Here is an 18,659-nt window from a genome sequence, read left to right on the forward strand (position 1 = left end):
TCTATGACTATTCACGTCATTATCGCCGATCCGCATACTGGTCACATCAAGCAAATCAATCCGGCCAGGCAAGCCATCTTTCGAGAAAAGAACCATGAGCAAAATCTTTGAACCCCTGACATTGCGCGGCGTCACCCTGCGCAACCGCTATGCCCTCAGCCCGATGTGCCAGTACACGGCGAAAGATGGTTACGTCAGCGATTACCACACCATCCACTACGGACGTTTCGCTCTTGGCGGCTTCGGCCTGCTGATGGTCGAAGCGACCGCCGTGTCGCCCGAAGGACGGATCAGCCATGGCGACCTGGGCCTGTGGGATGACGCCCAGATACCGGGCCTCGCACGCATCGCCGCGTTTGCCAAGGCCTATGGCGCGACACCTGGCATCCAGATTGGCCATGCAGGGCCTAAAGCGAGCATCCAGCGAGCATTTGAAGGTAACGGCCCACTGAACGAGGTTGACGCGGCACGCGGCGAACACGCCTGGCCAGTGGTGTCGCCGAGCGCGCGCCCGGTCACTGACGGTTGGCTGCTGCCCACCGCCCTCGATGCCAACGGCATCGCCAAGGTCCGTGCGGACTTCGTCGCTTCGGCCCGCCGCGCCTTGCAGGCAGGCTTCGATGTGCTCGAACTGCACTACGCGCACGGCTTCCTGCTCAACGCTTTCCTGTCACCGCTGACCAACGACCGCAGCGATGAATACGGCGGCAGCTTCGAGAACCGCATCCGCCTGCCGCTGCAGATCGCTCGCGCAGTGCGTGAGGTCTGGCCGCAGGACAAGCCATTGTTCGTGCGCTTGTCGGCAGTCGATGGCAGCGGCAGCGGCTGGACCATCGCCGACAGCGTCGCTTTCGCCGAGGCCTTGAAGGCGGTCGGCGTGGACGTCATCGATTGCTCGTCCGGTGGCTTCGGCGTCTACGACTACCCCAACGGCTATGGCTTCCAGGTGCCGTTCGCTGCGCAGATTCGGCGCGAAGCGAACATCGGCACCATGGCTGTAGGCCTCATCGTCGATCCGTGGCAGGCCGAATCCGTCATCGCCTCGGGCCAGGCCGACCTGGTCGCGCTTGGACATGCGGCGCTGCGCGATCCACACTTTCCCTTGCATGCACAGCAGACGCTGGGGGCGGTCAGCCCGGACGCGGCCTATGCCAGCTGGAATGTGCAGGCCGGCTGGTGGCTCGACCAGCGCGCAAGCAAGCTGGTCCAGTTGGGACCATGGGCGCCGACGGAGGGCGCGGCTGCGGATGGCCGCAAGGATTGAACGCGATGCCGGCCGAGGCGGCCGGTTTTTACCATGACCCGCATGATTGCATGAACAACCCGGAGTGAAAACATGAACAAACCTACCTACGTGCAAGATTATCAAGCCATCGTCGACGTGCTGAACAAGTACAAGGAAGGCTGCAAACAGGCAAAGAGCAGCATCATGAAGCCCGCGTTCAGCGAGCAGGCAACGATGTTTAGCGTCGATGGCGACGGCAAGCTGACTGGCGGCCCGATCCAGGGCCTGTTCGACGGCATCGACAACGCCTTCCACCCGTCTCCTGAAGCACAGGGGGCGATCGTCAAGGTCGACATCGTGGGCACCGCCGCCAGCGCGCGCATCGACACCAACGATGTCTCGGGCTACTGCTTCACCGACTTCTTCAACCTGCTGAAGGTCGGGGGCCAGTGGACGGTCGTGAGCAAGATCTACCACACGCACGTCGCCCCCTGAGAACGACGCGCAGGCAGTGATAACGTCATGCGTTTCGCGTTCTTGCCAACACGGCGTGGCAAGGCGCGCTACTTCGCCAGCAGCGTCTCGATATCGGCCACCAGCTCTTCCGGCTTGGTCGCCGGCGCGTAGCGCTTGACGACGCTGCCGTCTTTCCCGATCAGGAACTTGGTGAAGTTCCACTTGATGCGCTCGGTGCCCAGCAAACCGGGCGCCGCTTTCTTCAGGTGCCGGAACAAGGGATGCGCATTCTCGCCATTCACGTCAACCTTGGCAAACAGCGGAAACGTCACCCCGAAATTCTTTTCGCAGAAGGCGCCGATGTCGCTTTCGCTGCCCGGTTCCTGTCCGCCGAACTGATTGCACGGAAAACCGAGCACCGTCACGCCCTTGTCGCGGAATTGCCGGTACACGGCCTCCAGGCCCTTGTACTGCTTGGTGAAGCCGCATTCGCTGGCCGTGTTCACGACCAGCACCACCTGGCCCTTGTACATGGCCAGGTCCAGCGGCGTGCCCGAGATATCGGCAGCCTTGAAATCGAGCGCCCCCGTCACACGATGCCCAGGTGCTCGGTACCGGCCGACAGGTCGCGGTTCTTCGCTTCCTTGCCGTTCAACTTGATGTTCAGGCGCAGGTCATTGACCGAGTCGGCGTTGCGCAGCGCGTCTTCGTAGGTGATCTTGTCGGCTTCGTGCAGGTCGAACAGCGCCTGGTCGAAGGTCTGCATGCCCAGTTCGCGCGACTTCTTCATGATCTCTTTGATCTCATGCACATCGCCCTTGAAAATCAGGTCCGAAATGAGCGGGGAGTTGAGCATGATCTCGATCGCCACGCAGCGGCCCTTGGCTTCCTTCATCGGAATCAGGCGCTGCGATACCATGCCCTTCAAGTTCAGCGACAAGTCCATCAGCAGCTGCTGGCGGCGCTCTTCGGGGAAGAAGTTGATGATCCGGTCGAGCGCCTGGTTGGCGCTGTTGGCGTGCAGGGTGGCCATGCACAGGTGACCGGTTTCGGCGAAGGCGATCGCGTGTTCCATCGTTTCGCGGTCGCGGATCTCGCCGATCTGGATCACGTCCGGCGCCTGGCGCAGCGAGTTTTTCAGCGCGATTTCGAACGAATCAGTGTCCACGCCCACTTCGCGCTGCGTGATCACGCAGTTCTTGTGCGGGTGGACGTATTCGACCGGATCTTCGATCGTGATGATATGGCCGTAGCTGTTTTCGTTGCGGTGCCCGACCATCGCGGCCATGGTCGTCGATTTACCCGAACCGGTCGCGCCGACCATGATCACCAGGCCACGCTTGGTCATCACGATGTCTTTCAGGACTTCGGGCAGGCCCAGGTCTTCCAGGCGCGGAATGGCGGTGGTGATGGTCCGCAGGACCATGCCTACAGAACTCATCTGGATGAAGGTCGACACCCGGAACCGTCCCAGGTCGCCCGGGCTGATCGCGAAGTTCGCTTCCTTGGTCAGCTCGAAGCCGGCGGTCTGCTTGTCGCTCATGATCGAGCGCGCCAGGTCGGCGGTGTGGGCCGGCGTGAGCGGCTGGGACGACACCGGGGTGATCTTGCCGTCGATCTTGATCGCCGGCGGAAAGCCGGCGGTGATGAACAAGTCCGAGCCGTTCTTGCTGGTCATCAGACGCAGCAGATCGAACATGAATTTTGAGGCCTGGTCGCGTTCCATTAAATATCCTAAAAATTAGCCGGGGAAGTTTTCCGGCGTTTTGGCGGCCGAACGCGCAGCAGCGCCGGAAATGACGTTGCGGCGAACCAGGTCGGTCAGGTTCTGGTCCAGCGTTTGCATGCCGACCGAACTGCCGGTCTGGATCGCGGAGTACATCTGCGCGATCTTCGCTTCGCGGATCAGGTTGCGGATCGCCGGCGTGCCGATCATGATTTCGTGCGCGGCCACGCGGCCCGAGCCATCTTTTGTCTTGAGCAGGGTTTGCGAGACGACCGCCTGCAGCGATTCGGACAGCATCGCGCGGACCATCTCTTTTTCTTCGGACGGGAACACGTCGACAATACGGTCGATGGTCTTGGCGGCCGAGGAGGTGTGCAAGGTGCCGAACACAAGGTGGCCCGTTTCGGCGGCCGACAGGGCCAGGCGGATGGTTTCCAGGTCGCGCAACTCGCCCACCAGGATGCAGTCGGGATCTTCGCGCAGCGCCGAGCGCAGCGCGTTGTTGAACGAGAGCGTGTGCGGGCCGACTTCGCGCTGGTTGATCAGGCACTTCTTCGAGTCGTGTACGAATTCGATCGGGTCTTCAATGGTCAGGATGTGGCCATACTCGTTTTCGTTGAGGTGGTTGACCATCGCCGCCAGCGTGGTCGACTTGCCCGAACCGGTCGGGCCGGTGACCAGCACCAGGCCGCGCGGACGCATCGCCAGGTCGGCGAAAATGCGCGGGGCGTTCAGGTCTTCCAGGCTCAGGATCTTCGATGGAATGGTCCGCAGTACCGCCGACGCGCCGCGCTCCTGATTGAAGGCGTTGACGCGAAAGCGCGCCAGGCCCGGAATCGCAAACGAGAAATCGCACTCGAGCATTTCTTCGTACTGCTTGCGCTGGCCGTCATTCATGATGTCATAGATCATGCCATGCACATCCTTGTGCTCCAGCGGCGGCAGATTGATGCGGCGAACGTCGCCATGCACGCGGATCATCGGCGGCAGGCCGGATGAGAGGTGCAAGTCGGATGCCTTGTTCTTGACGGAGAATGCGAGTAATTCGGAGATGTCCATTTATAATCCCTGTGCCGTGAATGGGCGCATGCCGATAGTGTGCGCATTTCGCAACGACCGACCTGCATTGAATTGCCCGCCGAAAATGATTATGTCCACAATCGTCCAGAACTTGCAAGCTGTCGATGCGAGTATTGTTGCTGCGGCCGACGCCGCAGGCCGCCCCCGGAACGCCGTGCAATTGCTCGCCGTTTCCAAGACTTTTCCTGCCGAGGCCGTACTTGAAGCCGCTGCCGCCGGGCAGTATGCGTTCGGAGAGAATTACTTGCAAGAAGCATTAGATAAAATTGCCGCCGTTTCGCACGCCTTGCCGGCCGCGCCGATGGAGTGGCACTTCATCGGCCCCATACAGAGTAACAAGACGCGCCCGATCGCAGCAATCTTCGCGTGGGTGCATACCGTCGAACGGCTCAAGATAGCGCAGCGTTTATCGGAACAACGCCCGCCGCAATTGGCGCCCTTGAATATTTGTCTGCAAGTTAACATCAGTGGTGAGGCTAGCAAGAGTGGTGTCACGCCGGAAGCATTGCCTGAATTGGCGCGCGCAGTGGCGCAACTGCCACACTTGCGCCTGCGCGGACTGATGGCGATCCCGGAAGCGCAAGTGCAGCTCGAGCAGCAGCGCGCCGCGTTTCGCACCTTGCGCGTGCTGTACGAGCGCTTGCGCGCGGACGGGATGGCGCTCGATACCCTGTCGATGGGGATGTCGGCCGATCTTGGCGCGGCGGTGGCGGAAGGCGCGACCATCGTGCGCGTGGGCAGTGCGATTTTCGGCTCGCGCAAATACGAATAACCGCAGTGCGGATAACAATGAGGGTGGCTATGAAGATTGCGTTTATCGGTGGTGGGAACATGGCGTCGGCGCTGATCGCCGGCCTGGCGGGCAAGCTGGCGGCGGGGGCCGATATTCACGTGGTCGATCCGAATGCCGACGCGCTGGCGCGCCTGAACGCGCAGCACGGCGTGAGCACCAGCGCCGCGATCGACGGCGCACTGGCCGCGTGCGATGCGATCGTGCTGGCGGTCAAACCACAGCAGATGCGCGAGGTGGCGGCGGCGCTGCTGCCGCATTTGACGGGCGTGCCCTTGATCCTGTCGATCGCGGCCGGGATTCGCGCAGCCGACTTGTCGCGCTGGCTCGGTGGGTACGGCGCGATCGTGCGCACCATGCCGAACACGCCGGCGCTGATCGGCCTGGGCATCACCGGCATGGTGGCCATGGCGGGGGTGAGCGCGGCGCAGAGGACGGCGGCCGACGACATCATGCGTGCCGTGGGCCAGACCGTGTGGCTCGATGGCGAAGACATGATCGATCCTGTGACGGCGGTGTCGGGCAGCGGACCGGCGTATGTGTTTTACTTTATCGAAGCGATGCAGCAGGCGGCCGAAGAGATGGGGCTGTCGGCCGAACAGGGCAAGCAGCTGGCGCTGGCCACGTTCCTTGGTGCGGCGCAATTGGCGGCGCAGTCCGATGAGGCGGTGTCGCTGTTGCGCGAACGCGTGACCTCGAAGGGCGGCACGACCTATGCGGCCTTGAGCAGCATGGAAGCGAGCGGCGTGAAAGAGAAGGTGGTTGCCGCGATCAAGGCGGCGGCGGCGCGGGGCAGGGAGCTGGGGGATGAGTTGGGGGCAGATTGAACGCTACCCCGACACAGCTGTTCTTACTACCTCTACCGCGTCGTTCCCGGCCTTGGCGGCCCCCTTGGCGGGAACGACGCGGATAGCGGCCGGAACGACCGAGTAATGTTACTTCAAAGGATGGGCGTTAGCTGCGCTTCTTGCGCACCAGCCCCATCACGCTGCGCACAGCCTTGATCAGCGACAGGCCCACGGTCAGCATCGGTAGTATCTTGCCCGACTTGGCCATGACCAGTCCGGCCACCGTACCGACGATCCCCAGCGGCAGCTTCATCCCGCCGCCACCGCCACCGAGCATCTTGCCGATCCCGCTGACCGGATGCGTCAACGGCGAGATCAGCGCGCCGAACTCGCGCGCGGCGTCCCGGCGCTGCATCGAACACTGTACAATCAGCGCTTCGCGCCGGTCGGCCAGCGACCGCTTGTCGTTACTGATCGGCGTGTTACCCATCGGCGTGTTACCCATCGGCGTGTTACCCATCGGCGCGTTACTCATCAAAGTGCCCCGCATTCCTGACGAAATTGACATCCTTGTTCAGTTCAGCCACGGTCGCTCCCAGCAGGCGCGGACGGGCGTCAAAGCTGCGCTTGACCTGCAGCGCAACCATCGCACCCGCAACGCCGAACAGCGCTGCCAGGGCGCCGATGGCTTCCAGGCGGTAGCTGTCCCAAAAGATCACCACCACCAGCAGCACCACCAGTAACAGGGCGACGCCGAACAGGATCAGCGACGCCAGCGCCAGCACGACATACCCAAGGAAGCGCTGGAGCTCCTCCTGCACCTCGATCGCGGCCAGTTCCAGCCGCGTTTGCACCATGGCGATCAGGGTCGCCCCGATCCGCCCCACCGATTCGACGATCGCCATGCGCCTTACCTGCGCGAAATCAGCATGCCGATGAGGACGCCTGCCGCCGCGCCGATCCCGACCGCTTTCCATGGGTTTTCCTGCACGTAGTCGTCGGTCGCCCTGGCTGCGATCTTGGTTTTCTCGACCACCGCTTCTTCCAGGCGAATCAGGTCCGCCTTGGCGGTCGTGATGGTGCGCTCGAACTTGGCCTTGGCCGCTTGCAGCTCGTCGCCGGTCAACTGGCTGCCGTGGCGCAGCCACTGTTCGGCATCCTGGATCACGGATTTCAGGTCGTTCATCAACTGGTCGCGTGCGCCTGGCTTGGTTGGGATGGATTCGATCATTTTTGTTACCTCGTAAGTGAATTGATAGGAAAGCCCGGTCTGCCCGGCGCGCTGGATTGCATATTACACGCTGGCAACGTTGACTTTCCGTGTTATCGGAACAACATCAGCTGAAAGCGTAGTCTAACGCCACACCGGCAAAAAGGGCCGCACCCAAGCAATTGTTGTGCCGAAACGCGGCAAAACAAGCCATGCGTTCGCGTCCGCGGATCAAAGTGTAGTGATAAAGCGCCACTGCGGCGGCCACGGCAACGCCGCCGACGAACCATGCGCGCAAGCCTTCGAGCCAGCCGCACACCAGGATGATGGCCAGCGCGGCGCCGTAGCACAGCATGACGGCGGCCACGTCGAAGCGGCCAAAGGTGATGGCCGCGGTGCGGATGCCGATTTTCAGGTCGTCGTCGCGGTCGACCATGGCGTATTCGGTGTCGTAGGCCACGGCCCAGAACACGTTGGCCAGCAGCAGCCACCAGGCCACGGCCGGCACCTGGTTCTGCACGGCGGCAAAGCCCATCGGAATGCCGAAGCCGAAGGCGATGCCCAGGTAGGCCTGGGGAATGGAAAAGAAGCGTTTGAAGTACGGATAGCTGCCGGCGACGATCAGCGCCGCCACCGAGAGCTGCTTGGTGAGGGTGTTGAGCGGCAGGATCAGCAGGAAGGAGGCGATCGACAGGACGGCGGCTACGGCCAGCGCTTCCCAGCTTTTGATGCGTCCGCTGGTGAGGGGGCGTTCGGCGGTGCGCTTGACGTGCTTGTCGAAATCGCGGTCGGCGTAGTCGTTGATGGCGCAGCCGGCCGAGCGCATCAGGACCGTGCCGAGGCAGAAAATGAGGACGACGGCCGGGTCGGGCTTGCCGCGCGCGGCAATCCACAGGGCGATCAGGGTAGGCCAGAGTAGCAGCAGGATGCCGATCGGCTTGTCCAGGCGGATCAGGCGGAAGTACAGCGACAGCTTGTTCATGGTCGGGTCGCGGGCGCGACTGTCGTGGGCGAGGCTGGGATTTTACTGTGTTTGGACAGCGGGGCGTGCGGCCGCGCCGTTTTTGACGAGGATATCGGGCGCCGCTGCGTCGGGCGCCGCTGCGTCGGGCGCCGCTGCGCTGGTGCGCCAGCTCAGCGAACCGCCCCGTCGTGCTGCGCTAAGTAAGTGTGCAGAAATTATTGTCATTTGTAGCGAACAGAAGCGGATGCCTGGCAAGGCGCACGCCGCGACGCAGTGCGAACACTGCTAGCGGTGGGCAACGCAGCAAGGCACCGCTTATGGAAGCTAGAAATGACAAGAATTTATGCGCACTTACTTAGCATCGCCACCAGGGTGGATACCAGTTCGGCCACGATATACGGCTTGGCCACATGCGCCTGGAAACCGGCGTCGAAGGCCCGCTGGCGGTCTTCCGCGCCGGCGAACGCGGTCAGGGCCACGGCCGGCAGGGCGGTGCTTGAATAGCCACGCCGCCGGATCTCGGCGATCAGCTGGTAGCCATCCATTTCCGGCATCCCGATATCGCTGACAAGCAGCTCCGGGGCCTCGCTGTCGAGCAACGCAAGCGCGACCAGCGCCGATGGGGCGGCCAGTACATAGGCGCCGTGCGCGCCGAGCACGTCCGTGACCAAGGCGCGCGTGTCGGCCACGTCTTCCACCAACAGAATGCGGCGCTGCGCAAGCATGCCCGATTGCGCCGCCGGCATGACGGCACGCAGGCGGCCTGGGCCCATGCCCTCGTCCACGGAATCAATGGGAAAAGTGAGCGTAAAGCTGGTGCCCAGCCCACGCCCGGGGCTGCTTACCCCGATGCTCCCTGAATGCAATTCGGTAAGCTGCTTCGCGATCGACAGGCCGATTCCCAAGCCGCCGTGACGGCGCGTGAGCGAGGCATCTTCCTGTCCGAATTTGTCGAATACATGCGGCAGGAATTCGGCGCCGATGCCGCAGCCGGTATCTTCGATCACGATTTGCGCGCGCTGCTCCGAAACGACCGAGGCGCGAACGAATACCGAGCCGCCTTCGGGGGTGAACTTGATGGCATTGCTGAGGATGTTGTAGAGAATCTGTTGTACGCGGTGTACGTCGGCGCGAATCGTCACCCCGCCCAGCGCGCACTGTGTTACCAGCTTGAGCTGCCTGGCGTCGGTCATGGCCCGCACCGAATCGGTCGCAGCGCGCAGCAGGTCAACCAGCGGGATCGCGTGCAAGTCCAGGGTAAGCTTGCCGGCGACGATCGCGGACACGTCCAGCAAGTCCTCGATCAGCTTGGCCTGCAGCCTGGCGTTGCGTTCGATAACTTCCAGAGAAAATTGCAGGTCGGGCGAATTGCTGTGCTGGATGCGCAGGAGCTGGGTACGACCGATGACGACGCTGAGCGGCGTACGCAGTTCATGCGACAGCAGCGCCAGGAACTCGTCCTTGAGGCGACTGAGGCGTTCGGCATCGAGCCGCGCCGCGCGTTCCGTTTCGATGGCGCGCACCGCGTCGGACACATCGCGCGCGCAAATCGATGTGCCGAGGAAATGACGGTGTTCATCCTCCACCCGCGCCATCGACACTTCCAGGTGCAAGCTCTGGCCATCGATGACGGCGCTCAATGCGGCTTTCAATGGCGCCGCGCCGGCGTGGATACGATCGAGCAGCGCAGCGAGCATGGCTGACCAAAAAGGCAGTTCGGCAGCGGCCTGGTTGTGCCGTGGGTAGCACTGGAACAGCCGCTCCGCCCCGGTACTCCAATACAGCACATGGTCGCGTGGCCCGAGCGAGAAAATCGCATCCGACGAGTGCTGCAGCAAGCTGGCCAGATAGCGCTCCGAGATCAGCGACTGGCGATAGGCCACGTTATCGACCGCTTTCGGCGCCGCCAGCCGGACATTGGCCCGGTCCAGGGTGGTGCGCAGCCGCGCCCGCTGGCGGCTTGCCTGCGCCGCGCGCAGCAATTTCTCGCCCAGGCGTGGATCGTCCAGCGCCACCAGGGACCAGTTCGGCCCCAGCGTGGGTACATAGCGCAATGCCTGTTGGGTCGCTTCGAACTGCTCCCTGGCGGGCACGAAGAGCATCTGCCCGATCGGCCAGACGGCGCGAATCCGGCGCGCGAGCGAGGCCGGATTGCCGATGCCCGGCCCCACCAGGACGACCGATGGTTCCTGGCCCTGGCCGATCAATTCCTCGATGCGCTCGAGCGCATCGGCGCGCGTTGCCAGCACAGCGTCGAGTTGCTGTTCCTTGAGCGCCTGCGCGAGCGCCTCAGGGACCTGCGCATGCAGATCCGCAACAATGAGAAAGATGAGCTTGTAGTTCACCGCGTCGTTACAGCAAAGGCAAGCCGAGCAAGGATCGCCCGGCCCAGATTTTCAGCATATCGGTGGTGGGCGCCATCACATGCCCGGCGCGCGCATCGCGCAGCATCTGGCTCACCCGGCTGTTCTCGCGATAGGCGATGCCGCCGCAGATCGTCATCGCTTCATTGCTGACCGCCACGGCGGTCTCGGCGGCATCGGCCTTGCACGATAAAATGAACGGCAGTGCCTCGGGATCGCCGCAGTCGCCGCGCTCTCCGGCCGCGTACAGCAGTTGCCGCGTCTTTTCCACCGACCTCCACATGTCGGCATACTTCATCTGCAAATGGTCGAGGTGGCGCAACGATTCGCCGGTATGGTTGTAACGCCGCGTGCGCATATGCTCGCCGACGGCCTCCAGCGCCGATTGCGCAATGCCGAGATAACTGCCCGCCATCGCCATGAGAAAGTAGGGCGCGATGACTTCAAACACGTACCAGATCTGGTCGCCGGGGTCGCCCAACAGATTGGCGAGCGGGACCTGTGCATCGTGCAGCCGCATGCCGCGTGACGAGTTGCCGCGCATGCCGAAGCCGTGCCAGGGTTCGAGCCATTCGATCCCGACCGCGTCGCGGTCGACGATCAGGCAGCTCACGTCGCCAATTTCGCCCGAATCCGGCGTCAGCGCCGACACCACGTAGGAATCGGCGTGGCCGCCATTGGTGACGAATTGCTTGGTCCCGTTGACCAGAAACCGGTCAGCGCCCAGGGTGATGCGCGTATCGGACAGATAGAAATTGGCGCCGGTCCCGCTTTCGGACAGGGCCAGGGTGGTGATATGCTCGCCGCGCGCGATCTGGCTCAGGTAATGCCCGGATTGGTAGGAGGTGGCCTTGGCGGCGATCACCGCCGTCCCCACGCAATGCATGCCGAAGCACAGTGCCGACGAGGGGCAGGCCTGGCCCAGCGTTTCCGTCAGTACCGCCAGCGCGAGAAGACCCTGGCCGTGGCCGCCGAGTTGTTCCGGCACTTGCAGTCCCATCAGCCCGGCCTTCGACAGGGCCGCCATTGAACGGGCCGGCCAGGCCGCTTCGCTGTCGACTTGCGTGGCGAAAGGAGCGATCTCGCCGGCCACCCTGAGCGCAGTCTCTCTCAGGCCAAGTAATTTCGTCGAAAACATATCAGGCATCCTGTCATGTCGAAAAAACGCCATCGGCGGCGAACAAAGGGACGGTGGCGCCAGGCGGCGCACGACCGTGATCGATGAGATTGTAACGTTTTTGTCATTCAGGCTTACTTCCAATAGCGCAATTGAACAGCGTCGCTTTCGCGCTCGCTTTTGCGCCCTGTTGCCCGGCCAGCGCCCATTCCCCGGGCATCAAAAATGCATTAGAGCAATTTTATAGTCAGAAGGCCGAGCATCCCATGCTGGCCCCGGAAGTGCCTCAGGCGGGGTCCGGCGCCAGCATCTCAACGCCCGGCAAGTCGCAGGCGGCGACCGCTTCGCACACCGCCTCGATGGCGGCGCGGCGGGTAAAACTCTTGCGCCACACAATGACCACGCGGCGCGACGGCACCGGCTCCTCGAAGGGGACGAAGGCCAGCATATTGCTGCGCGACTGCATGTCCGGCACCGATGCGCGCGGCAGCACGGTCAGGCCGATGCCGCTGGCGACCATGTGGCGGATCGTTTCCAGCGACGAGCCCTCGAAGGTGCGCTGCATGCCATTGCCCGGCGACGAAAAACGCGCCATTTCCGGACATACTTCCAGCACCTGGTCGCGGAAACAGTGACCGTTGCCTAATAACAACATCGTTTCGGATTTCAAATCCTGGGCCGAGATGACTTTGCGCTTGGCCCACGGGTGGTTTTGCGGCACGGCCACCACGAACGGTTCGTCGTACAAGGTTTGCATCGACATGCCATGTTCCGGCAGCGGCAGCGCCATGATGGCCGCGTCCAGTTCGCCCTGGCGCAGCAGTTCGAGCAGGCGCACGGTAAAATTTTCCTGCAAGATCAAGGGCATCTGCGGCACCCGCTCGATGATGTTCTTCACCAGCGGCGGCAGCAGGTAGGGGCCGATGGTATAGATCACGCCCAGGCGCAGCGGCCCGGCCAGCGGGTCCTTGTTCTGCTTGGCCAGCTCCTTGATGGCGGCGGTCTGTTCCAGCACGCGTTCGGCCTGGGCGATGATCTGCGCCCCCAGCGGCGTGACCGAAATTTCAGCCCCGCCGCGTTCGAACAACACCACGCCCAACTCGTCTTCGAGCTTCTTGATGGCGACCGACAAGGTGGGTTGGGCGACGTAACACGCCTCGGCGGCGTGTCCGAAATGTCTCGCACGCGCGACGGCAACGATATATTTCAGTTCAGTGAGGGTCATAAAGGTGAGGGCTGGAAGAGGACAGGCGCGGCGCGCCTGTCGTGACACGATATTGCTTATAGCTCAGCAAAGAAATTATATTCTACCGGAATGCAGTCGATATAATTGGGCCGCGGGCGGATTTTCGACCCGCCGACCACTTGAAAGGCGAGCATGTCCACCACTTTTGGCCCGATTGAAGCACAGGCCTACATCCATAAATTGCTGACCGTAATGCATCATCAGGGCGGCTCCGACTTGTTCATCTCGGCCGACTTCCCTCCGAGCATGAAATACCAGGGTGCGATGAAGCCGATGAGTCAGCAAAAGCTGACCGGCGAAGTCACCCGCGCGCTGGCCTTGTCGTTAATGAACGACAAGCAACGCAACGAGTTCGAGAAGGAAATGGAATGCAATTTTGCCATTGCGTTGCCGAATGTATGTCGTTTCCGCGTCAATGTGTATGTACAGCAGCAATGCGTGGCGATGGTGGTGCGCACGATCGCGTCCGAAATCCCGAATTTTGAAAAGCTCGACCTGCCGGAAGTATTGAAAGAGGTCGTGATGACCAAGCGTGGGCTGGTGCTGGTGGTGGGCGGCACGGGATCGGGCAAGTCGACCACCTTGGCGGCGATGATCGATTACCGCAACGCCAATTCGGCGGGGCACATCATCACGGTGGAAGACCCGGTCGAATACGTCCACAAGAACAAGAACTGCCTGATCACGCACCGCGAAGTGGGGGTCGATACGCACTCCTGGCATGCGGCGCTGAAAAACACGCTGCGCCAGGCGCCGGACGTGATCCTGATCGGCGAGATCCGCGATACCGAGACCATGGAGCACGCGATCGCGTTCGCCGAAACGGGCCACCTGTGCCTGGGCACCCTGCACGCGAACAATTCGAACCAGACCATGGACCGGATCATCAACTTCTTCCCGGAAGAGCGGCGCAACCAGCTGCTGATGGACTTGTCGTCGAACCTGCGTGCGATTGTCTCGCAGCGGCTGGTGCGCACCGAGGATGGCAAGGGGCGCAAGGCGGCCATCGAGATCTTGCTCAATACGGCGACCATCAGCGAGATGATCCTGAAGGGGAATTTCCAGTCGATCAAGGAGATCATGCACAAGTCGCGCGAGCTGGGCATGTGTACGTTCGACCAGGCGCTGTACGAGTTGTACAACCGGGGGCAGATCGGCTACGACGAAGCGATCCGCAACGCCGACTCGGCCAACGGCCTGCGTTTGCAGATCAAGCTGCGCGGCGACCGCAAGGAGCCGGGCGGCGCGGTGGGATCGAAGTCGAATGATTTGTCGATGGCGATGGATGAGGAAGAAGAAGAGTAATTTCAACGTCGTTCCCGCGCAGGCGGGAACCCAAGTTTTACCCGCATTGCGACGAACTTGGGTTCCGGCCGAGGGCCGCCTTGGCGCGGGAACGACGCTGTACCACTATAACCAGCCCCCCCATGCCCGACTTCGAAAACAAAATCTGTCCCCGCCTTGACCTCGCCGCCCGCGTCGCCGCCCTGCCCAAACCGGTGGTGCTGACCAACGGCGTGTTCGACATCCTGCACCGCGGCCACGTGACCTACCTGGCCCAGGCGCGCGCGCTGGGCGCCTCGCTGGTGGTGGCCGCCAACACCGACGCCTCGGTCAAGCGCCTCGGCAAGGGCGACGACCGTCCCCTCAACAACGGCGCCGACCGCATGGCCGTGCTGGCGGCCCTCGAATCGGTCAGCCTGGTGGTCGATTTCGACGAAGACACCGCCCTCGAAGTGGTGCTCGAAGCGCGCCCCGAGATCTACGCCAAGGGCGGCGACTACGACATGCGCGCCATTCCCGAAGGCCAGGCGGTATTGGCCTACGGCGGCCAGGCGGTCGCCATCGATTTCGAACACGACCGCTCGACCACCAAGCTGCTGTCGAAAATCCGCACCTAACAAAGGAGGCTGTCATGGGTGGAAACGCCATGAAACACGTCGGCGTCACCCGCCAGTCGGGGGCCGATTACACCGCCATCACCGCCGCCACGATCGACAAGCTGCGCGCGCTCTTTCCCGGCATCGGCTGCCAGCCGATCCTCGCCTACGGCAGCAAGGAAAGCTTCGGCGACAGCGACATCCTGATCGAATCGACCCAGCTCCCGCCCGACTGGATCGAGCAGGTCAAGGCCGCTTTTGCGCCGCAGGACCTGATCGTCAACGGCGACGTGGTCTCGTTCGACTTCCGCGCGATGCAGATCGACCTGATCACCACCCCGGCCGAAGAAATGGCTTTCGCCGCGTCCTACTACGCCTTCAACGACCTGGGCAACCTGATGGGCCGCATCGCCCACAAGATGGGCCTCAAATACGGCCATGACGGCTTGTGGAAGCTCCTGCGCGACAACGACCAGGTGTTCGCCGGCATCCTCATCTCGCGCGACGTCGCCAAAACCTTTGCCCTGCTCGGCTACGACCACGCGCGTTACCTGCAAGGCTTCGACACCCTGGAAGAGGTGTTCGAATTTGCCGCTTCGACCCCGTATTTTCACCGCCAGATCTACCTGCTCGACAACCGCAACGCCGCCAGCCGCGTGCGCGACGCCAAGCGACCGTCGTACACCGCGTTCCTGGCCTGGATCGCGGACAAGCCGGAACTGGACCGCTACAGCTGGTCGGCCTGGGACGGCGGCAAAAAATCAGCGCAGCGCGATGCCGAACGGGCCGACTGGGAACAGCGCATCTTCAGCGGCATCTTCCCTGAAGCGCGCCCGCAGTACCTGGCGGCGATCGACGAACACGACACCCACAAGCGCGCGAAAGTGGTCTGGAACGGCGCCATCGTCGGCGCGCGGACCGGCTACCAGGGCCGCGAACTGGGCGAGTTCATGGCCGCGTGCCGCGCCGGCTTTCTCGGCGCGCCGCACGACGCGGCGTTGTCGTTCGAGCAGTGGGTGCTGACCCTCGCAGCGGGCGACATCGGCGCGCACATCGGCGCGTATCAAAACAGCTGGCGCTAGCCTTCCTGCTCATCTTCTTCACGCGCCGCCAGCTTGCGGCGCAGTTCCTCGCGTTCCGCATCGAACAGGAACGGCAGTTCCAGCCACTGCTCGTACAGGAGCGTGACCCAGTCCCAATGGCCGACCTCGGGAATATGCCGCTCCATCCGCGCGAACAAGCACAGGATGTCGGTGGCGCAGGCCGGTTCCGTGGTGGCGATACGGGCCAGTACCCGGATCGCCGCGCAGGTGGTCCAGTCCATCGGCCCGAACAGCACCGAGACCAGCGCGCGGCGCCGCTCCGACCCTTCCCAGCCGCTGTCGACCTGGCCCAGCACATACGCTGCCGCCAGCTGCACGCGCGGCAGCCATTCGAGCGCGCGCACATCCTGCGGCAGCGGCGGCGGGTACACCATCGCCGCCAATATGTCGCGCACATGGCGCGTGCCGAAGCGCGCCGCCACGTAGCTGGCCCTGGCCCAGTTCTCGTTCGGGTTGTAGGGCGCCAGCGCCAGCGCCGCGATGGCGTCCCGCACCGCCGGGTCGGGCGCCGGCAAGGCCGGATGCGGAACGGTGCCTTGGTAGGCCCACAGCGGATAATCGACCGGCGCCAGCGCCAGGCGCGGGTCGACGGCCGGAAGCGGGCCGAAAGTGATCTCCAGCTTCACCGGGGGATTGCGTCCCGCCAGTTCGAGCGCGAATGCAAGCCGGTTGCTCGGCGCTTCCATGACAGTGGCGGAGATCGCCATCGCGCCCCCGCTGCCGTCGCTGTCGCCGTTTTCCCGCCAGCGTTCGAGCAGGGTGCGCAGCAGGTTGGCGCCGGCGTCGTGCGATTGCGCCACCTTTCCGCGCTCGCGGAACACCAGCAGGTGCGCGCGCTTGTCGCCGCCGCGCATCGCTTCCCACAAGCGCTCCATCCAGGCTTCGTCGCCATCGAGCTTGTAACGGCAGTACCAGGACGAGGGCAGCGCCCACGCCTGCTCGCTCTCGGACGTCAGCACGGCCTCGTACCAGAACAGCGCCTTGTGCCAGTTGCCCGCCTCGAAGCAGGTGTCGCCCGCTTCCAGCTTGGGCGTGATGTCGGCCGGATCGAAGCTGCCGGCGTGGATGAAGGCTTGTTCGGCTTCGTCGAAGCGCCGCATGCAGCGCAGCAGCAGGCCGATGGCGTTGGCCTGTTCGGCGCAGGCGGCTTGCCCGATCGGGCCGGTGATCGCCAGCGCGGCGTCAAAATTGCCGGCTTTGCGTTGCAGGCCGGCGCGCACCAGAAGCAGGATGGGCGATGGCGCATAACCGGCGCTGGCGCGTTCGGCCAGGCATGCCCAGCGCCCCATGTCGTACACGGTGCCGGCCGAAGACTGGTGCGCTTCTTCGACGCTGTTGAGCGCCGTCGCCAGCAGCTGCATCATGCTCGCTTCGCCGACACGGGCCAGCGCGCCGTCCTGCTCGAGCCAGTCGAGCGCCCATGCATGCAGATAGGTCGCATGCGCGGCGGCGCGCGCGATCTGCAGCAGCAGGTCGAGCGCCTCCGGCGTCTTGCCCTGGCGCTGCCAGAACCAGGCGCGCAAGGCTTCGCTGTTGACAAAGCGCTCGTCGCCGACCGGCAGCAGGGCGTCCACATCGCCGCCGGCCGCGTCCAGGTAGCGCGCGGCCAGCGCCTGCCAGTCGGCGCGGCCTGGATCGACTTCCAGCAGGACGGCCAGGTGCGCTGCGCCGTGGGCCAGGTTGGCGCCGGTTTTGAGCTCGGTGCTGGCGACCATCAGGTTGAATTCGGGCGTGCCTTCGCGCAGGGTGAGCTCCGGTCCGGCGGCGGCCGGCGCGGCCGCATCGATGGGCGCGCTCGCATCGTTTGGCGTCGCAGACGCTACCCCGGCGTTGTTGGTTTTTTCGTTTTTGCCTGCTATCTGGCCGGCGAGTCTCTTAAGCCAATTCATGTAGCTGTCCCGATAGTGATTGAATAAGTAAATCGCGGATGATATTGTCGCATGCGGGCAATCGCGCCACTGATGCGTGCATAATCGCTCATCGACCGCATGAGCAATGCGAAAAACGAACTGGAAAACAATGAAAGCGCAGAGCACTTTTTTGTATGGCATCACCCTCGCGGCAGGGCTGTGCGTGTCCTTGCCAGCAATGGCCGTCATCATGGATGGGAAAGCGGTCGAGGACGCGGCCAGGTTGATTGGGGTGGGCATTCCTTTCCTTGTATGCTTGTTCGGCCTCGGTTTCTACCTGTATTTTTCGCGCCGGCCCATGCACGAAAAAATGACCATGCTGGCGATATATAATCTGCTGGCACTGATACTCGCACTGATCATTTTGCCAGGCGAACTCGGTTGGTCCTGGCTCGCGGTCTGGATCGCGCCGGTGGTGGTGGTGGTCGCGTATACGTTTGCTTTTCCGATTGTTCCGGCAAGCGATACCGCGCCGGAACCAGCGCCGCTCGATCATATGTCACACCAACGCTTTTCCGAATGATCATGAGCATGCACCATGCAGCTTTACTCGGCCTTTTCGCTGTCGCACTGTGCGGCGGCGTGGCCGCTGCCGGCAATCCGGATCTGGAAGACGGTTTGATCGGTTGCGCGGCAAACCTCGCCCTTCAGGGCGGGGCGGGGGCAAGAGCGCGGACGGCGCAGCCGTCCGGTTTGGTGCGTCTAGTGCGGCGTCTGCTGCTGTTCGATGTACTGCCGGATAACGGCGATAGGCGCACCGCCGCAGCTACCGGCAAAGTAGGAAGGCGACCATAGCGCGCC

At 63.2% G+C, this 18,659-nt stretch carries 20 protein-coding genes; 8 read left to right on the forward strand and 12 right to left on the reverse strand.

Annotated elements, in window-relative coordinates; genetic code table 11:
- The first annotated feature begins 94 nt into the window (after positions 1-94).
- Both F1735_RS23405 and F1735_RS23410 read left to right on the forward strand, forming a co-directional pair.
- Entirely contained in the window at positions 95-1,264 is a 1,170-nt protein-coding gene (locus tag F1735_RS23405) for an NADH:flavin oxidoreductase/NADH oxidase (RefSeq protein ID WP_167239168.1), read from the forward strand.
- Positions 1,265-1,336: 72 nt separating this feature from the next.
- The gene (locus F1735_RS23410; RefSeq protein WP_167239169.1) at positions 1,337-1,720 is read left to right on the forward strand and encodes a nuclear transport factor 2 family protein; all 384 of its coding nucleotides are present in this window, start codon (positions 1,337-1,339) and stop codon (positions 1,718-1,720) included.
- A 68-nt stretch (positions 1,721-1,788) separates the two neighbouring features.
- Here the strand turns inward: F1735_RS23410 and F1735_RS23415 are convergent, their stop codons facing one another.
- The 3 genes from F1735_RS23415 to F1735_RS23425 are packed head-to-tail and all read right to left on the reverse strand — an operon-like array spanning position 1,789 to position 4,466.
- Entirely contained in the window at positions 1,789-2,274 is a 486-nt protein-coding gene (locus F1735_RS23415) for a glutathione peroxidase (protein WP_167239170.1), read from the reverse strand.
- Positions 2,271-3,407, reverse strand: a complete 1,137-nt coding sequence (locus tag F1735_RS23420) for a PilT/PilU family type 4a pilus ATPase (protein ID WP_166870445.1) — start codon at positions 3,405-3,407, stop codon at positions 2,271-2,273. The genes F1735_RS23415 and F1735_RS23420 overlap by 4 nt, the downstream gene beginning before the upstream one ends.
- Positions 3,408-3,422: 15 nt before the next feature.
- Entirely contained in the window at positions 3,423-4,466 is a 1,044-nt protein-coding gene (locus F1735_RS23425; protein ID WP_166870447.1) for a type IV pilus twitching motility protein PilT, read from the reverse strand.
- Positions 4,467-4,557: 91 nt separating this feature from the next.
- Between F1735_RS23425 and F1735_RS23430 the strand changes: the two genes are divergently transcribed.
- Both F1735_RS23430 and proC read left to right on the forward strand, forming a co-directional pair.
- The gene (locus F1735_RS23430; protein WP_167239171.1) at positions 4,558-5,259 is read left to right on the forward strand and encodes a YggS family pyridoxal phosphate-dependent enzyme; all 702 of its coding nucleotides are present in this window, start codon (positions 4,558-4,560) and stop codon (positions 5,257-5,259) included.
- A gap of 29 nt (positions 5,260-5,288) precedes the next feature.
- Positions 5,289-6,104: a pyrroline-5-carboxylate reductase gene (gene proC, locus F1735_RS23435; protein WP_167239172.1), complete on the forward strand. Its 816-nt coding sequence runs from the start codon at positions 5,289-5,291 to the stop codon at positions 6,102-6,104.
- A 127-nt stretch (positions 6,105-6,231) separates the two neighbouring features.
- Here proC and F1735_RS23440 read toward each other — a convergent pair whose 3' ends face one another.
- The 7 genes from F1735_RS23440 to F1735_RS23470 form a co-directional block, all read right to left on the reverse strand.
- Positions 6,232-6,600, reverse strand: a complete 369-nt coding sequence (locus tag F1735_RS23440) for a hypothetical protein (RefSeq protein ID WP_167239173.1) — start codon at positions 6,598-6,600, stop codon at positions 6,232-6,234.
- Positions 6,593-6,970: a phage holin family protein gene (locus F1735_RS23445; protein WP_167239174.1), complete on the reverse strand. Its 378-nt coding sequence runs from the start codon at positions 6,968-6,970 to the stop codon at positions 6,593-6,595. Before F1735_RS23445 ends, F1735_RS23440 begins: the two co-directional genes overlap by 8 nt.
- A gap of 5 nt (positions 6,971-6,975) precedes the next feature.
- A complete protein-coding gene (locus F1735_RS23450; protein ID WP_167239175.1) occupies positions 6,976-7,296 on the reverse strand; it encodes a DUF883 family protein in 321 nt (106 codons plus the stop codon).
- 106 nt (positions 7,297-7,402) lie between these two features.
- A complete protein-coding gene (gene ubiA, locus F1735_RS23455) occupies positions 7,403-8,257 on the reverse strand; it encodes a 4-hydroxybenzoate octaprenyltransferase (protein WP_167239176.1) in 855 nt (284 codons plus the stop codon).
- Between the two features lie 323 nt (positions 8,258-8,580).
- Complete coding sequence (locus F1735_RS36720) at positions 8,581-10,584, reverse strand: hybrid sensor histidine kinase/response regulator (protein ID WP_167239177.1); 2,004 nt, start codon at positions 10,582-10,584, stop codon at positions 8,581-8,583.
- Between the two features lie 7 nt (positions 10,585-10,591).
- A complete protein-coding gene (locus F1735_RS23465) occupies positions 10,592-11,740 on the reverse strand; it encodes an acyl-CoA dehydrogenase family protein (protein WP_222853060.1) in 1,149 nt (382 codons plus the stop codon).
- Positions 11,741-12,005: 265 nt separating this feature from the next.
- Positions 12,006-12,944, reverse strand: a complete 939-nt coding sequence (locus F1735_RS23470; RefSeq protein ID WP_167239179.1) for a hydrogen peroxide-inducible genes activator — start codon at positions 12,942-12,944, stop codon at positions 12,006-12,008.
- Between the two features lie 153 nt (positions 12,945-13,097).
- Between F1735_RS23470 and F1735_RS23475 the strand changes: the two genes are divergently transcribed.
- The 3 genes from F1735_RS23475 (at position 13,098) to F1735_RS23485 (ending at position 15,927) form a co-directional block, all read left to right on the forward strand.
- Positions 13,098-14,270, forward strand: a complete 1,173-nt coding sequence (locus F1735_RS23475; RefSeq protein WP_167239180.1) for a PilT/PilU family type 4a pilus ATPase — start codon at positions 13,098-13,100, stop codon at positions 14,268-14,270.
- A 122-nt stretch (positions 14,271-14,392) separates the two neighbouring features.
- Positions 14,393-14,866: an adenylyltransferase/cytidyltransferase family protein gene (locus F1735_RS23480; RefSeq protein WP_167239181.1), complete on the forward strand. Its 474-nt coding sequence runs from the start codon at positions 14,393-14,395 to the stop codon at positions 14,864-14,866.
- A gap of 14 nt (positions 14,867-14,880) precedes the next feature.
- The gene (locus tag F1735_RS23485; RefSeq protein WP_167239182.1) at positions 14,881-15,927 is read left to right on the forward strand and encodes a hypothetical protein; all 1,047 of its coding nucleotides are present in this window, start codon (positions 14,881-14,883) and stop codon (positions 15,925-15,927) included.
- Here F1735_RS23485 and F1735_RS23490 read toward each other — a convergent pair.
- Positions 15,924-17,837, reverse strand: coding sequence for a hypothetical protein (locus F1735_RS23490; RefSeq protein ID WP_167239183.1), 1,914 nt, complete (start codon positions 17,835-17,837; stop codon positions 15,924-15,926). The genes F1735_RS23485 and F1735_RS23490 overlap by 4 nt on opposite strands.
- Positions 17,838-17,967: 130 nt before the next feature.
- Between F1735_RS23490 and F1735_RS23495 the strand changes: the two genes are divergently transcribed.
- Positions 17,968-18,381 carry a hypothetical protein gene (locus tag F1735_RS23495; RefSeq protein ID WP_167239184.1) on the forward strand — a complete coding sequence of 138 codons (414 nt, stop codon included), beginning with the start codon at positions 17,968-17,970 and terminating at the stop codon, positions 18,379-18,381.
- Positions 18,382-18,560: 179 nt separating this feature from the next.
- On the opposite strand, the gene F1735_RS23500 is transcribed toward F1735_RS23495, so the two are convergent.
- On the reverse strand, positions 18,561-18,659 hold a 99-nt coding region (locus tag F1735_RS23500; RefSeq protein ID WP_187364331.1), incomplete at its 5' end, for a transposase.

The sequence above is a fragment of the Massilia genomosp. 1 genome, from assembly GCF_011682185.1.
In the GTDB taxonomy this organism is placed as follows: domain Bacteria; phylum Pseudomonadota; class Gammaproteobacteria; order Burkholderiales; family Burkholderiaceae_D; genus Telluria_A; species Telluria_A rubra.